We start from the raw sequence: 15182 nt of genomic DNA, 5'->3' as shown, positions 1-15182 counted from the left end.
CTACAACAGTTTGTTTGTCCTAATCGATGTGTCTACTGCTAGAATAGGGGACGGTATTGCCGTGTCCCTACCCTTCTACCTAACTATGGGGATCTAAAGCGTCTCTTAAACCATCTCCGAGTAAATTAAAGGCTAAAACGGTTAGGGTAATAAACAAACCAGGAAACAAAATTGTCCAGGGAGATGATAGAGAATAGCCGCCCTTAAATGCATCGGATAACATCGTTCCTAATTCTGGCGTGGGAGGTTGTGCGCCTAACCCTAAAAAGCCTAAACCCGCCGCTTCCAAGGTAGCCGTACCAATGGAAAGAGTCCCTTGCACGACTAAAGGACTCAAGCTAGCGGGTAAGATATGATAAAAAATAATCCGTCCCGGCGTAGCGCCAAACGATCGCACGGTTTGGACAAAATCCTGTTCCCGCAAGGATAGCACCATACTGCGAGTCAAGCGGATAAAAATGGGGACTTGCACCACACCCACAGCAATCATCACACTGGCGATACTTGGACCAGTTACCGTAACGATCGCGATCGCGAGTAAAATTGAGGGAAAGGCTAACAGGATATCGGTTACCCAACCAATCACAGTTTCTAACCCTCCCCGAAAATAACCCGCGATTAACCCCAACACGACTCCCACGATTAGCCCTAATCCCACGGAAACTAAACCGATAAACAAAGACGTGCGTAACCCATACCATACCAGGTCAAGAATATCTCGTCCTAAACCATCGGTGCCAAACCAATAATCTAAGTTGGGGGGTTGCAACCTGGCGGTATAATTCCGATCGGTTGCCGGGTTATAGGGATTGAGAATCGGTGCTAACAGCGCCAATATGATGATGGTGAACGTGATTCCCAGACCAATTTTGCCGGATGTTGATTGCCCAAATCGTTTAACGGCGTTGTTTTCCATGGAAACAGGGAACAGGGAGATAGGGGAGATGGGGGAGATGGGGGAGATGGAACGTCTGTTGTAGGGGCGGGTTTTACCATTAACGTTTCGTTTTCACCCTGATTTTACTAAACCCGCCCCGACTAAATAACAAATGACGAATGACAAATGACAAATGACAAATCAATAATGATTCCCCGATTTGCGGTGATGTACGGCAGTCATCCCCGTCGATTGCAATACTTTACCATTATCGATAACAGCATACACTAACCAGTGATCGCCACAGTCCATCCGACTCTGCACTGTACATTCTAAATAAGCCAAGGCATCTTTGATAATCGGACAACCATTTTCCGCTGTTTCCGTCTCTAACCCCGCAAATCGATCTTCCCCTGGGGCAAAGGATTGCAAGAAGTGTCGCCGGACATTCATCCCTTCTTTTAAAATATTCAGGACAAAGCTATCGCCCGTATGGCTTAGAGATTCAACTGCCCGATCTTTGGCAATGGCGACAGTGATCCCTGGCGGATTGAATGAGGCTTGGGTTACCCACGAGGCTAACATCCCACTGCGGACATTACCACGCTGCGCCGCGACAACACATAATGATCCGACAATTCGTCCCACAGCTTGGGCTGTTCGGTCAATTTGGGCACTGCTGACGGCTTGTTTGGGGGCGCGGAATTTCTTGGATTTTTTCAGCGCCTGGGCAAAGTCTGTGCCGACTTCTTTACAATATTGAATTGTCTCGTCGTCAGGTTTAAACTTAACCCGAATCGGTTCAAATCCCAGGCGATACCCCGCATCTAAGAGTTTGCTTTCAATTTCATCAACGGCTTCGCCACTCCAGCCATAAGACCCAAACACCCCTGCCAGTTTAGTTTTCGCGGCATTGGAGAGGACAATACCTAACGCCGTTTGCACTTGAGTAGGCGTATGTCCGCCCAGGGTAGGGGAACCAATTAAAAAGCCATCACAGCGTTGAATTGCGGCTTCAATCTCCCCAGGTTCGGCAAATTCACAGTTAATTGATTCGACGGCTGCACCGGTTTTGGTTATTCCTTTAGCGATCGCTTGGGCTAATGTGGCGGTATTTCCATAGGCTGATGCATAAATAAGCGCCACTGTCAAGTCTTGTTCGGTTTGCTGCTGACCCCATTGGCGATAGTCATGGAGGAATCGGCTGAGGCTATAGCGGACAATTGAACCATGACCCGGGGCATACATTTTAGCCGAGAGCGGGACTAATTTGTTCAGGGCGACTTCGACCTGTCGCGCTTGAGCGGCATGAAGACAATCATAATAGTAGCGTCGGTCTTCGTCTAGGCGTTTCCAGTTTTCATCAAAGAGTTCATCGCCGCAGACATGGGCGCCGAAGAGTTTATCGGTAAATAGAATACGGCTTTGGGGGTCGTAGGTACATTGTCCATCGGGCCAACGGGGTGTGGGGATGGGGATGAATTGCAGGTGATGACCTTGACCTAAGTCTAAGGGTTCCTCGCCTTTGGGTACCCAAACATTGCATTGGTGTTCCCGTAAGGCATTTTGTAACGCAACTGCACCGGCTTTAGAACAAACAAAGGTAATTTGGGGGGCTAATTCTAGCAAAGCTTTCAGCGTCACCATCCGGTTAGGATTAACGTGACCTAAAATTACATAATCCAATTGCTGCACATTCATGCATTGCTGCAATTGATTCAGGAAAATTTCGGTGAATGATTCCCCTGGCGGATCAATCAGCGCCGTTTTATCGGCTTGGATGAGATAGGAGTTTGCTGTTGTGCCACGTTGCAGGGAATATTCCACCTCAAACTTGAGTCTATCCCATGTCCGCGATCGCAACACGGTTGTATCCGTTCCTTCAATGGCGGCGACTTGGACATCACGGGGTTTAATCTCAGGTATTGTAGTCATAGATATTAGTGATTGGTGAGCAGTGATTAGTGATTGGCGAAGAGGTGACTTCTTGTATTAGTCTGTTGCATTGGTTATCGGATCTAAATGACCCATTTTATCTGCCACAGTAACAGTATGGGGATAAGGGTTTAACGGATTGTTATTAGAGTCTGGAACCTGACGCAGGGTCTGTTTTTTATATCGCAGTGATAACTGTTTCTCTGGGTCAATTCCATCGAAAGTTGGCGGCAAATACATCCGCACAATTAATAGTCCTGCCATCACAATTAAGAACGCACAGGCAGCTAAAATTTGAACCCATGAGGTTTCCAAGACTCCCCGCACAATCACTTCTCGCAGAACAGAGACAATCGAAACTTCTACCGCGACTCCAATCGATACACGCTGTTCTTGTAAGTAAATAATCAGCAGTCGGAATAACTCAACCAAAATCAGCAAGAACAGAATATCTGAAGTCACGCCTGGGAAATCTAACGGCGGTAGTAACTCCAAAAACATCTCGCGTAGCTGAATCGCCATAAAGGCAAATAAGCCAACACAGAGGGAAATGATAAATAAATCTTGAATTGTTTCCAGCGCCCGGACTATGCGATTCCGCTTGACCTGTTCATACCAGTTCGGCGGCGAGGAGGTTAGAGGATCGTGCATGGGAGGTTCCTTCTGTATCACTAGAACCTAGATTACATTTTATCCGCTTATTGCTGCAATACTTTTTCATTTGAAATTCTAATGTTTTGTATCAACAGATAGTGATGCTTCGGACTGTCCCCACCGTCCCCATTCAGGTGGTAATCTATCATTGAGAACGTCTCTGAGGGAAACAACCTGAAAATGCTTCGCCCCAACCAAAGGAATTTATGATAGAACGGTTGAGCAGTAATGGTTGACTAGGCGATCATCGCCGCTTCAATGAAGTTTGGCATTGTATGCTAGCCTCAAAATAGTCCTTCGCCCTGCATCAAGTCCTTAACTTTTCCCACATGAACCACTAGACTCCAGACTTCGTCTTGGACAGAATAGGTCGCGACTACATGAATATCAACGCATCTATTATTGATCAACGTTTAGAATCAGTTGTTAACGATATCCGTCAAAAGGCTGCTGAAGAGTTACGCATAAACGATCAAGGCAGACTCAAGTCTTTAGCGTTTGCTTACCTCTGTGTTAAAACCATCTTAGATTTAGAGAACGATAATGCTTTTGATTGCCTGACTGAAGGAGGTGGTGACTTTGGAGTAGATGCTATGCATATTTCTGAAGAATATGATGGTGAATTTACTGTTACTTTATTTCAAGCAAAATACAAAAATAATCTAGAAGGAAACTCGAATTTCCCTGAGCAAGGCATAGAGAGTTTAATAAAAGCCATTCAGTATTTGTTTAATCCAGCAGCTAGATTAGAACATATCAATCAACGACTACTTACCAAGGTGGAAGAAGCTCGTAGCTTAATTCGAGATGGCTATATTCCCCAAGTTCGAGCACTAGCCTGTAATAATGGACTGCCGTGGAATCAATCTGCTCAGGAAGCTATTGAACGTACTGGTTTCGGCGATCAGGTGACATGGGAACACGTCAATCACGAGCGCTTAGTCCAAATCCTTCAAGCTACTAGACCAGTAAAAGATACTTTGCAGCTAAGTGGAAAAGCTATAGTTGAAGATATGGAGTTTAGCCGAGTACTGGTAGGAAGAATTTCAGTAACTGAGATTGCAACTCTCATTGATCGGCATGGCGAACGATTATTAGAGCGTAATATTCGTCGCTATTTAGGCTTACAGGGTAATCGTGTTAACGAAGGTATTCGCCATACTTTAACCAGTCATGAAAAAAACAATTTCTACTTTTACAATAATGGCATAACTTTAACGTGCGACAACTTTTCCTATAACGCATTACAAGATGGTGATTATCAGGTGCGTGTCGAAAATTTGCAAATCATTAACGGTGGTCAGACATGCATGACCATATTCAAAACTTTGCAGGAACCAGATTTACTTCATCAAAATGCTCAAGCTTATGTTCTTCTTCGGCTTTATCAATTGCCTCGTGAAAATGAAGACTTAGTTAAAAGAATTACTTATGCCACGAATAGCCAAAATCCAGTAGATCTCAAAGACTTACGCGCTAATGATGAACGTCAGCAAAGATTAGAGATGGATATTCAGCAATTAGGATTTAATTATCGGCGTAAGCGCTCTGATACGAGTACCCGATCTACAGATATTACTTCAGGAGTAGCTGCTGAAGCCGTACTATCTGTCTGGAGAAAAAAACCGCATCAGGCTAAATTCTTCTCTCGTGAACATTTTGGGAAACTGTATGATTCAATATTTACGGATCAGTTGAACGGCTCACAGGTTATAATTGCTGTGCAACTATACAGAATCGCAGAAAATCGCCGCAAACGACCAGAGCCTAATGACCCGGAGTTCGTTCGCTATGCTTCATGCTTTATTGCTATGCAGATGGGGCGAAGAATGCTTGCTGATATGGGCATTCAAATGAGAGATATTAGCCATCACAATTTCCAAACTGCTAAACAGCTTATTGAACAAAATGCCGAAGCTTATTTCAACGACTCAGTACAGGATATTAACCAGGCGCTTCATAATCTTTATGGGGGACAAAACATTTCCTTGCAGCAGCTATCTGCAACCTTTCGACGCGGCGACTTAATAACTACGCTTCAGGAAAATGAAAACGACTAAAGAGTTAATTTGTCCATTTCCGACGAATTCATTTTATCGCCACACCAAAATACTCTACGCCATGCTTGGCGCTTGACCCAACTAAATCAGGAGCGTTTGTCCATTGCACTTGTTCCAGGAATCCTCCAAGTTGCTCAGGCAGAATACTCCAAAGCCACGGTTCCCCACTTACCTTGAGCATCCAAAGTAAAAGTCCCGTCCAAGAGCCAGCATCGGGCTGTCCGTCTGTACCTGTGCCAACATAGGTACAGCGTTTAAATGACCTTCAAGATGTCCGACTACTTATTTTTACAGTATAGTGTGTTTAAAATTATCAACTCTATTTTTTTGATATCCAAGGTATCAAGATGGGACAAAATCTGTCAAAATAGATTCAGTAGACGTTTCCATCGATGCCGTTATGCCCCAAACACACATCCGATTTGATTGGGCGATTAAAAAATTACTGAGAAACAAAGCCAATTACGGTGTTTTGGCAGGTTTCTTGAGCGAGTTGTTGAGGAAACCGATCACGATCCAATCAATACTTGAAGGTGAAAGCAATCAACAAGCCGAGGATGACAAGCTAAATAGAGTCGATATTTTAGCGGAAAATGACCAGGGAGAATTAATTCTCATTGAAGTGCAAAATAGTACAGAGCAAGATTATTTTCATCGGATGCTCTACGGCACATCCAGATTAATTACCGACTTTCTGGAAAGAGGAGAACCTTACGGCAACGTCAAGAAAGTCTATTCAGTGAATATCGTCTACTTTTCGCTGGGACAGGGAGATGATTATATTTACCAAGGGAGATTAGATTTTCGTAGTCTTCATTTAGATGATAAATTAGGTCTATCAATCAACCAGCGGAAGTTATTTAATATCCAAGAGGTCTATGAGATTTTTCCAGAGTATTATGTGATAAAAGTCAACAACTTTAACGATGTGGCGAAAGATACCCTAGATGAATGGATATATTTTCTGAAAAAGAGCCAAATCAAAGAAGAATTTACCGCCCAAGGTTTAGCGGAAGCGAAGGAAAATTTACTCGTCGATAGTTTGAGTGAAGAAGAAAGAGCCAACTACCTGAGATTTATGGAAAATCGGCGCTACGAAATCAGTCTAATAGAAAGTTCACGCTCAGAGGGAAGATTGGAGGGTTTAGAAGAGGGCATGGAGAAAGGTATCCAAGAGGGTATGGAGCAAGGCAAACAGCAAGAAAAGATTAACATAGCCAGAATCTTAAAACAACAAGGGACTGATCTTGACACAATCACAGCAGCAACTGGACTGACTAGAGAAGAGATTGAGAAACTGTAAATCATTTGAGTCTAAAATCGATGCCAGTAAGATCCGCGAATTCTTTGATAAATTGGGGATCGGGTAATCACTGACTGCTGAAACTATGAACCAGCCAATCATTCAAGTCGATGCCTTCACCCATACTCCATTCACTGGAAACCCAGCCGCTGTCTGTGTTTTGTCAACTCCCCAACCGGATAGCTGGATGCAGAATGTGGCACAGGAAATGAATCTGTCTGAAACCGCCTTTTTAGTTCCGCAAGACGATGGTTTTAATCTGCGTTGGTTTACCCCGACAGTAGAAGTTCCCCTTTGTGGTCACGCCACCTTAGCCAGCGCCCATGTATTATGGTCAGAAGGTCATCTTTCCCCCGATACCGCCGCCCGTTTCTATACCAAAAGTGGGATACTCATCGCCCAGCGTCAGGGTGAATGGATTGAGTTAGATTTCCCGGTGAATCATTCCCAACCCACAACCGCCCCCCCAGAACTTACTCAAGCCTTAGGCGTACCGATTAAAGCAGTTTTGCAGAATTCTTTGGGCTATTTGGTGGAAGTAGAATCGGAAGACATGGTGCGACAAGTGCAGCCTAATTTTGGTTTACTTAAAACTTTACCTATCTCCGATGTTATTGTTACCAGTCAGACGGATGCGGGTTCGGAGTATGATTTTGTTTCTCGTTTCTTTGCACCGGGATTAGGAATTGATGAAGATCCGGTAACCGGTGCAGCCCATTGCTGTCTAGCACCTTTCTGGCGCTTCCGCATCGGTCAAGATGAGTTTTTAGCGTATCAAGCATCCCGTCGAGGAGGCGTAGTCAAGGTACAGTATACTGGGAGCGATCGCGTCATTCTTGCAGGACTTGCGGTTACTGTCATGCGTGGGGACTTGATTTTAACAGATTAAATGAAGTGCGGAGTCTGGGTTTGAATTAATATCTCCATCTCCCTTGTTTCCCCCATACCCCACACCCCACACCCCACACCCTAGCTTCAGCGTCGAGAGGGTCCGGGATTGAGAAGTTGAACTTCGCTAATCCGAATCACGTAGGGATGATACTTATCTTTTTGAAAAGAACCAACCCAAACTTTATATTGTCCTGCTAACCACTGACCTGAAATTCCAGGATTTTTGCCTTCAGCGTCATCATTACACCAACTTCCGCCGGGTCCTTTAACCAATAGAGTTGTATCTTCAGGGCTTTCCACTTGCAAGCTGAGATAGTTGAAAAAAGAAGTTAGCTCTAGGATATGATCAGGCGGTTCATCAATATACCCAATACAAGAACCGGTTGGTGTTTCGGTACGACCCGAAACAGCTTGGGTTGAAACGGAACCGCCACTGATACCGCGAATGACCAACGGATCAGGTGAAAATCGTCGCCCCAGTTTTACGTTCTCAAATATTGGTTGCGGTGTGGCGGATTGAGCCTCAACGTCAGGAGTCATCACTAAGCCACTGGCAAATGCTGCTGTGACAAATGCTGTTCCCCAGCGCAAGAAGCTCAAGACACTCCCCGGAGAATGAGAGAGGATGGACAGAGGTGACATATTAGTAGGGGGAGTAGAGAGGGAAAGGTGTCTTTTATCCATAACTAACCGATTTCATCGTTTGGGAATCTCTGGTAATTGGGTTTTTGACTTGGGCACGAGGTTGTACTGATTGGCAAAGTGAACAGAGGCGTGTTCCTCTTGGATATTAACAACTCAATATGGTAGCTATGGACGCGGATGTTACAGGTTGGGTTCCAATCCTTGCCTAAGTCTCATAACGCGCTTACTGTTGAAGTTGCTCGAGTTCCTGTTGGATTTGCGCGATCGCACGTTCTAATCCTTCAACTCGTTCTGGGTTGAGAGCAACGGAGGTGCGCTCAGGCTGGGGAAGCTGATCAATGGTTTGTTTAAGTGCTACAATAATCCCGGCTAAAGTCTCAATCTGTTCTAACTCTGGACGTTGGGTAAATTTTTGATTCAATTCATCAAGTTTCGATTGTAGAGGAACCAAAGAACGTCGCAATCCCTTTTGCTGCTCATTAATTGCCTCAACGGTAGAGACAACAGCAGAAAGTTCCTCCCTAGATACCAGATTAGCCAAATCAGAATGATGTTGCTTCAGTTGAGCAAGTTCTGTACTCAAAGTTTGGATATCTCGGCTTAAGTTGTCAATTTGAGTGCGATCGCTGATCTTATGCCGAAGAAATCGGACAACACGACGGCGATTAATTAGATTGAGTAACAAGGAGATGGCTAAAGGCGCTAATCCATAAATCATCTGTCCAGATAGAACCGCTATGGCGACTCCCACAAATGAGACAGCAACAGCAACAGATTCAGCGATAAAAAGCCAATTATGTTTGTCATTCGTCATTTGTCATTCGTCAGGGAACAGGGAACAGGGATAAATACAGTAATAGTCGGGGCGGGCGTGAGTTACATCTTTTGTGAGCTAGGAAACGATAGTAGTGAAAAGAGTCCCTACACAAACCTGAAGACGCGCCATGGCACGCCTCTACAAACCTGAAAATTGCTGCCAAAGTTTAACTGTACCATCCCGATTGCCTCCAGCTAACCACTGACCATCTGGACTTAGAGCAACGGATACGACAGAACCAACAGTGTTATTGCCTAAGACAAGCAACGGCTCATCTATTCCTAGCCACCAGATCTTAATCGTACCGTCTGCATGAGCGGCGATCGCACTTTGCCCATTATCACTAAAAACAATAGACATCGCGGGTGCACAGGGACATTGCCACATCTCTACCAGTTCAGCCCTATCGAGTTGCCATACCTTCAGGGTACCATCAGTACAGGCGGCGGCTAACCGACGCCCATCGGGACTTAAGGCAAGGGAGTGAATCGAACTCAAATTGTCTGTAAGACTCAGTTCTAGATCAAAAGGATTAAAATGCCACAGATCAATAATGCCATCTCCGCCACCACTGACAAGGGTTTTGCCATCTGAAGTTAATCCAATCGCGGCTAATCGTCCAGCTTCTTGGACTAAATCCTGCAAAAATTCTCCCCGCTCTAATTGCCACAGCTTAATGGTTTGATCAAAACTAGCACTGATCAGGGTTTGGCTATCCGGCGTAATCACGAGCGATCGCACAGAACCATTATGACCCCTCAAGGTATGGGATAATTCTCCAGTCTCTAGATTCCATACCTTAATCATCTGATCAAATCCACCACTCGCCAGCCATTTGCTATCAGGACTTAAGGTAAGACAAAGAACTCCCTGCTGATGATCACTAAATGTGTGAATCAGATCACCCGTCTCTAGGTGCCACAGCTTCACAGTTTTGTCTAAACTACCACTAGCAATGATTTGCCCATCAGAACTCATTGCCAAAGCACTAATCCAATCCTGATGTCCTTTTAGGGTTAATCTAAACTTCCAATCGGGTATGATCGGTTCGGCGACAAAACGACTTGGATAAGCTCTAAAGTCCTCTCCCCCGGCTCCACCTGCTTCCCCTGTTTCCCCAGCTTCCCCAGCTTCCTCAGCTTCCCCAGCTCCCCCAGCTCTCCCAGCTCCCCCGGCTCTATGATCACTTATAGAAGAAACCGACTCGGAAGCGACAGGAAATAAAGACGGCTCACCCCCCGCCTCTGTGTACCAATGGGTTGAGCGTTCTGGATCGGTGGCAACAGGGATTTGGTACTGTATCTTATCAATATCGGCAGTGACTTGTGCGATCGCGGCTTCTAATTGCTCGATGTGGTGTGGCAATGAAGCACTATTGAGATAATCCACAACATTCCGCAGCGATTGTTCTACACTAACAATTCGAGCTTGAAGTTGTGCAATTTTGATCGCCCCTAATTCCGAAGCGGGGTTCTCAATTTGAGCCAGATAGTCGGGGAGTTTCGCTTGTAGAGATGCTAGCGCCTGATTAAGCTGCTGTTGGTACAAAGATTGACTCTCTTGGGACACTTGTCGATGCAGTTGAGCGATGGCTCCCGTGAGCCGATGTCGGCTGTGTTGCTCAAACCGTAGGCGATTGATCAGATTGAGCAACAGTGTAATCGACAACGGAACCGCTCCATAGACAATTTTACCAGACGCCGCTGCTACAACCCAGCCAATGATTGAGACAGCCACAAAGATACACTCGGCAATTTTAAGACGGTGAGTTAGCATTCCCTGTTCATGTCATGAGGATGTCACGAAGATGAATTATGAAAAAAATCGACAAATGACTAAAGAAGAACCATCTTGGCGATACTGAAATAAATCAACACACCTAACACATCAACCGCCGTCGTAATAAACGGTGCTGACATCAAAGCGGGATCTAATCCCAGGGAACGGAACAGAAAGGGTAACGCCGAACCCGCCACCGATGCAAGAATCGCGATTGCAACTAAACTGGTTCCCACCGCAAAGGCAACATTGATATCATCTCTGAGTAAATATGCCCAAACCGTCGCCACTACTCCTAAAATTGTACCCAGTATAGCTCCTGCCATTGCCTCGCGCCCGATCACCTGCAATGAACCCATATCGCGAATTTCGTCAGTGTTTAAACCACGAATCACCACCGTTGAAGATTGAGCGCCCACATTCCCCCCTGTACCCGTCAGCAGAGGAATAAATGCGGCAAGCGCCACAACTTTCTGTAAAATTTCGGATTGAGAGTTAATAATAGTGGCAGTCACACTGTTTGTCAGTAACAACACAAATAACCAAACCACTCGTTTACGAGCAACGGTAATTAAATTGGTTTGAAAGTAATTATCACGCCCGGATTGTACCCCACCGCCTAAGGCATAAATATCTTCCGTGGTTTCTCGTTCTAAAATATCGATCACATCATCAACAGTGACAATCCCCACCAAACGATGTTCTCGATCAACCACCGGTACCGCTAGAAAGTCGTAGCGTTGGATTAACCGCGCCACTTCTTCTTGATCCGTATCCGTGTGCACACAAACCACATCGCGAGTCATCACTTCACCCAGGGTTTTTTCCGGTGGAGACACGACTAAATCCCGCAATGAGACAATTCCACTTAGGTGTCGCCCTGCATCAGTGACATAAACATAATAAATCGTCTCTGTGGTACTGGCTAAACTGCGAATCCGTTCTAGGGTTTCGCCCAGAGTTAAGCTTTCTTTGAGGGAAATATACTCCGGGGTCATAATTCGCCCCGCTGTATCGACTCCATAACCGAGGAGTTGGGCGGTAGCTTGGCGTTCCTGGGGACTCAGTTGAGCAAGCAAACGGCGGACAACTTTTGCGGGTAATTCATCAAACAATCGGACTCGATCATCTGGGGACATTTTGTCCACGATGTCAAGTACATCTTGGCGTTTAAATTCCTCAATCAGCGACTGTTGGACGCTAGAGTCAAGGTACTCGTAAACTTCAATCGCCTCAGCTTTAGAGAGTAAGCGGAATGCGATAACCTGTAGGGCGTCTGGCAATCCTTCGATTGCGTCGGCGATGTCCACCGGTTGTACGGGAACTAATACCTGTTTAGCGCCCTGAAAATTTTCTTGTTCCAACAGCATTTGCAGTTGAGTCCGAACTAACTCCCGCAATTCACTGCGCGATCCCCTCTGGAGGGGAATTTTGTTTTCACTCAAGTCAGACATAATTAGCCTGGATATTTCTATACTGTGCTAGAGCCGGATTGCAAGAGTTGAATGGTTAGAGTTCTAGAAATAGATTGTTCCTCACTGAACCGGGCAAAGGAAATCAAGAATCGCTCAGCTAGCCATCGCCGCCGATGTCCGACAAAGATGTCGATCATGGATTCTTAAGTCTTCAGTTTAGCTTCAAGTGGTCTCTAGCTGTTTACTCAAGGATGAGGGATGAATGGTAAATTGTCCTCTAAAACTCAACGGGATCGCGATGAAATGCAATATTAGTGTTTAAATAAACTCACTATTTATGATGAAGTACTACAGCTTTTTTAGTCGTTGATTGGAACTCGACATTTGCGGCGTAAGTTTCCTACCCCCCAAGTCGGTTAAGAGTTCTCTTTAAGAAGTATTTATTTAGCATACCATCTTGGGTAGAACCAATATGCCTTGAGAGAGAGGCGAGAAAATTTAACTCCTGATACCTATTCAAAACCTGCCTTAATGAACTAAAATCAAATTTTTTCTGTTACATCCTTTCCCCGAGGAAAACCATGTCCGTTGATCAGCCATCCAACTCTCACCTAGAGGTAGACTCTCCTAACTCGACCCATATTACCGCATTAGAAAACGAACTTGTTGAACTGCGACGCCAAGTCTCCCGACAGACATTACTCAACCAAATTGTTCAAGCGATGCGGGGTACGTTGGTGTTGGAAAATATTCTCCAAACCACAGTCGATCAACTCCATGAAACGCTCAATGTCAGTCGCTGTTTGATTTTTCGACCGGATGATGAGTCGCAAATGAGGGCGCATCACGTTTCTGAAGCGACAGCACAACGGGAGAGTGTTTTGGGTGTCTACTGTGATTTTTATCGGTATCACCACCAGGAGTTAAGTCAGGGTCAGCCTGTGGTTTTCCCGCAAATTACTCCCCATTTGCCAGAGGTGTTAATCAAGGCGGCGCAGGATTGTGAAATTCGCGCTATTTTGATTGTGCCATTGCTTCACCAAAATTCCTATATTGGTGGAATTAGTTTACACCAGTGCGAGGATTCACGGGAATGGAACACAGAGGATATTGAGTTTGTCCAAGCTATTGCTGATCATTGTGCGATCGCGATTCATCAAGCCCAACTGTATGCTAAGTTACAATGTGAATTGAGGGAACGTCAACAGGTAGAAGAAGCACTACGGCAAAGTGAAACTCGCTTCCGCACGGCGCTCAAACATGCACCCTTGGTGGTGTTTAATCAAGATCATCAGTTACGCTACACTTGGGTCTACAATTCGGTTTCTGATGGCGAAGTGGATACTATCTTAGGAAAAACCGACAGCGAACTCCTAGCCCCCCAAGAAGCGCAACGGTTAATCTCCATTAAGCAACGTGTACTCAGCAGTGGAGTAGGAATGCGAGATCAAGTATCCCTTACCATTCATGGTAAACAGCGATACTACGATTTAACGGTCGAACCCTTACGCAGCTCAATCGGAGACATCGAAGGAATTACCTGCGCGGCAATGGATATTAGCGAGCGCAAACATATCGAGGATCAGCTTAAGATTTCTTTACAGCAAAAGGAAGTGCTGTTCCAAGAAATTCACCATCGCGTAAAAAATAACCTGCAACTTGTCTCTAGCTTGCTTGATCTACAATCCCAGCAAATTGATGATCCTGAGATTCTCGCACTCTTCCAGGCAAATCAGAACCGAATCAAATCCATGGCTCTTATCCATGAGGAACTCTATCAAGTCGATCACTTGGAGCGGATTAATTTTCTCAATTATATCGAAAATCTCACCTATCATCTGATTCAAACCTATACTATTCATCCCGAATCTATTATTGTAAAACTCAATGTTGATCAACAAATAAATTTTGATTTATCTACCGCAATTCACTGTGGATTGATTCTCAATGAACTAATTTCTAACGCATTAAAACATGCTTTGAGAAACAACGGACGCCAAGGGCACATTTGGATTGAAATTCATTCCCATAAAACAGAAAGTCACACAATTAAATTAATAGTGGGCAATACCAAGCCGACAAAAACTGAATTGATTGACTTTAATTCACCGAAAAAATTAGGATTACAATTGGTTTACGCTTTAGTCGCACAACTTAATGGTAGACTTGAAATAAAGAAAGCCCCTCACACAGTCTTTGAAATTAATTTTTAATGCTCTAATAGTTTATTCTTATCCATCTTACCAATAAACTTTCTATTTTCCGAGCTTGAGAAAAAGTTATTTTATTTTTTCAATGCCGGATAAGCTCGTGTTTCTCGCCGAAAACATTACCTGAATATCTATAGTTTAACTATCCTCCTTGTTCGCAAATTTCAAAAGCGTACTCTTGCGTTTCTTGCAGGTGTTGCAATATAGAGGTATCAATCGTCTGATTATCTGACTGACTTGAGTTAACTAATTTATCCTTAACTTGCTCAAATTGCTGCTGGGCTTCAGCAACAGCCGCTTCTGCCTCAGCGCAAGTTTGGGTAGTTAATGCATCGAGTTGATTATTGCATCCAGAAGAGAAAAGAACCAGCAATAATAATCCCGCACTGAACTGATTTTTTTTCGTTACCGGGGTCAGAGGATAAAATTTCATGACTAAAGAGTTAAAGACTTTAGAGTTACACTAATAGCTACTCAAACTCATCCAACTTTCAGGAATATTGATCGGTTTACCTTGTTTGTAAATAAATATTAAGTCAAAATTGAGGATGTTGATCCCATCCCTCCCAGACGTGCCATGGCACGTCTCTACAACC

At 44.6% G+C, this 15182-nt stretch carries 14 protein-coding genes; 4 read left to right on the top strand and 10 right to left on the bottom strand.

Going from position 1 to position 15182, the window contains the following annotated elements; genetic code table 11:
• Window positions 1-79: 79 nt before the first annotated feature.
• The 3 genes from RID09_RS19320 to RID09_RS19310 form a co-directional block, all read right to left on the bottom strand.
• Window positions 80-916 carry an ABC transporter permease gene (locus RID09_RS19320; protein ID WP_446337548.1) on the bottom strand — a complete coding sequence of 279 codons (837 nt, stop codon included), beginning with the start codon at window positions 914-916 and terminating at the stop codon, window positions 80-82.
• 162 nt (window positions 917-1078) lie between these two features.
• Window positions 1079-2812 carry a diflavin flavoprotein gene (locus RID09_RS19315; RefSeq protein WP_446337547.1) on the bottom strand — a complete coding sequence of 578 codons (1734 nt, stop codon included), beginning with the start codon at window positions 2810-2812 and terminating at the stop codon, window positions 1079-1081.
• Window positions 2813-2869: 57 nt separating this feature from the next.
• Window positions 2870-3463 carry a phosphate-starvation-inducible PsiE family protein gene (locus tag RID09_RS19310; protein WP_446337546.1) on the bottom strand — a complete coding sequence of 198 codons (594 nt, stop codon included), beginning with the start codon at window positions 3461-3463 and terminating at the stop codon, window positions 2870-2872.
• 383 nt (window positions 3464-3846) lie between these two features.
• On the opposite strand from RID09_RS19310, the gene RID09_RS19305 reads away from it, so the two are divergent.
• A complete protein-coding gene (locus RID09_RS19305; protein ID WP_446337545.1) occupies window positions 3847-5526 on the top strand; it encodes an AIPR family protein in 1680 nt (559 codons plus the stop codon).
• A 28-nt stretch (window positions 5527-5554) separates the two neighbouring features.
• Here RID09_RS19305 and RID09_RS19300 read toward each other — a convergent pair whose 3' ends face one another.
• Window positions 5555-5707, bottom strand: coding sequence for a hypothetical protein (locus tag RID09_RS19300; RefSeq protein ID WP_446337544.1), 153 nt, complete (start codon window positions 5705-5707; stop codon window positions 5555-5557).
• 219 nt (window positions 5708-5926) lie between these two features.
• Here RID09_RS19300 and RID09_RS19295 point away from each other — a divergent pair, with 219 nt between their 5' ends.
• A complete protein-coding gene (locus RID09_RS19295) occupies window positions 5927-6829 on the top strand; it encodes an Rpn family recombination-promoting nuclease/putative transposase (RefSeq protein WP_446337543.1) in 903 nt (300 codons plus the stop codon).
• A gap of 85 nt (window positions 6830-6914) precedes the next feature.
• Entirely contained in the window at window positions 6915-7718 is an 804-nt protein-coding gene (locus RID09_RS19290) for a PhzF family phenazine biosynthesis protein (RefSeq protein WP_446337542.1), read from the top strand.
• Between the two features lie 86 nt (window positions 7719-7804).
• Here the strand turns inward: RID09_RS19290 and RID09_RS19285 are convergent, their stop codons facing one another.
• From RID09_RS19285 to RID09_RS19265, 5 genes are all read right to left on the bottom strand, one after another.
• Window positions 7805-8362 (bottom strand): hypothetical protein, encoded by a 558-nt coding sequence (locus RID09_RS19285; protein WP_446337541.1) that lies wholly within the window; start codon window positions 8360-8362, stop codon window positions 7805-7807.
• A gap of 226 nt (window positions 8363-8588) precedes the next feature.
• Window positions 8589-9179 carry a hypothetical protein gene (locus RID09_RS19280; protein ID WP_446337540.1) on the bottom strand — a complete coding sequence of 197 codons (591 nt, stop codon included), beginning with the start codon at window positions 9177-9179 and terminating at the stop codon, window positions 8589-8591.
• A gap of 141 nt (window positions 9180-9320) precedes the next feature.
• Complete coding sequence (locus RID09_RS19275) at window positions 9321-10958, bottom strand: WD40 domain-containing protein (protein ID WP_446337539.1); 1638 nt, start codon at window positions 10956-10958, stop codon at window positions 9321-9323.
• Window positions 10959-11017: 59 nt separating this feature from the next.
• The gene (gene mgtE, locus RID09_RS19270) at window positions 11018-12415 is read right to left on the bottom strand and encodes a magnesium transporter (RefSeq protein ID WP_446337538.1); all 1398 of its coding nucleotides are present in this window, start codon (window positions 12413-12415) and stop codon (window positions 11018-11020) included.
• Window positions 12416-12432: 17 nt separating this feature from the next.
• Window positions 12433-12573, bottom strand: a complete 141-nt coding sequence (locus RID09_RS19265) for a hypothetical protein (RefSeq protein ID WP_446337537.1) — start codon at window positions 12571-12573, stop codon at window positions 12433-12435.
• Between the two features lie 384 nt (window positions 12574-12957).
• Here RID09_RS19265 and RID09_RS19260 point away from each other — a divergent pair, with 384 nt between their 5' ends.
• Window positions 12958-14589: a histidine kinase dimerization/phosphoacceptor domain -containing protein gene (locus tag RID09_RS19260; protein ID WP_446337536.1), complete on the top strand. Its 1632-nt coding sequence runs from the start codon at window positions 12958-12960 to the stop codon at window positions 14587-14589.
• Window positions 14590-14728: 139 nt separating this feature from the next.
• Here RID09_RS19260 and RID09_RS19255 read toward each other — a convergent pair whose 3' ends face one another.
• Window positions 14729-15019, bottom strand: a complete 291-nt coding sequence (locus tag RID09_RS19255) for a hypothetical protein (RefSeq protein WP_446337535.1) — start codon at window positions 15017-15019, stop codon at window positions 14729-14731.
• Window positions 15020-15182: the final 163 nt, after the last annotated feature.

The organism is Coleofasciculus sp. G1-WW12-02, assembly GCF_040219735.1.
Taxonomy (GTDB): domain Bacteria; phylum Cyanobacteriota; class Cyanobacteriia; order Cyanobacteriales; family Coleofasciculaceae; genus Coleofasciculus.
Note: the sequence above shows the minus strand (reverse complement) of the source record. Positions and strands in the feature narration are given on the sequence as shown.

Excerpts from the sequence above, each read along its gene's own strand:
- RID09_RS19285 (WP_446337541.1), bottom strand. The coding sequence starts at position 8,362 with ATGTCACCTCTGTCCATCCTCTCTCATTCTCCGGGGAGTGTCTTGAGC.
- RID09_RS19320 (WP_446337548.1), bottom strand. The coding sequence starts at position 916 with ATGGAAAACAACGCCGTTAAACGATTTGGGCAATCAACATCCGGCAAA.
- RID09_RS19260 (WP_446337536.1), top strand. The coding sequence starts at position 12,958 with ATGTCCGTTGATCAGCCATCCAACTCTCACCTAGAGGTAGACTCTCCT.
- RID09_RS19255 (WP_446337535.1), bottom strand. The coding sequence starts at position 15,019 with ATGAAATTTTATCCTCTGACCCCGGTAACGAAAAAAAATCAGTTCAGT.
- RID09_RS19290 (WP_446337542.1), top strand. The coding sequence starts at position 6,915 with ATGAACCAGCCAATCATTCAAGTCGATGCCTTCACCCATACTCCATTC.
- RID09_RS19265 (WP_446337537.1), bottom strand. The coding sequence starts at position 12,573 with ATGATCGACATCTTTGTCGGACATCGGCGGCGATGGCTAGCTGAGCGA.
- RID09_RS19300 (WP_446337544.1), bottom strand. The coding sequence starts at position 5,707 with ATGCTCAAGGTAAGTGGGGAACCGTGGCTTTGGAGTATTCTGCCTGAG.
- RID09_RS19310 (WP_446337546.1), bottom strand. The coding sequence starts at position 3,463 with ATGCACGATCCTCTAACCTCCTCGCCGCCGAACTGGTATGAACAGGTC.
- RID09_RS19275 (WP_446337539.1), bottom strand. The coding sequence starts at position 10,958 with ATGCTAACTCACCGTCTTAAAATTGCCGAGTGTATCTTTGTGGCTGTC.
- RID09_RS19315 (WP_446337547.1), bottom strand. The coding sequence starts at position 2,812 with ATGACTACAATACCTGAGATTAAACCCCGTGATGTCCAAGTCGCCGCC.
- RID09_RS19305 (WP_446337545.1), top strand. The coding sequence starts at position 3,847 with ATGAATATCAACGCATCTATTATTGATCAACGTTTAGAATCAGTTGTT.
- RID09_RS19280 (WP_446337540.1), bottom strand. The coding sequence starts at position 9,179 with ATGACGAATGACAAACATAATTGGCTTTTTATCGCTGAATCTGTTGCT.
- RID09_RS19295 (WP_446337543.1), top strand. The coding sequence starts at position 5,927 with ATGCCCCAAACACACATCCGATTTGATTGGGCGATTAAAAAATTACTG.
- mgtE (WP_446337538.1), bottom strand. The coding sequence starts at position 12,415 with ATGTCTGACTTGAGTGAAAACAAAATTCCCCTCCAGAGGGGATCGCGC.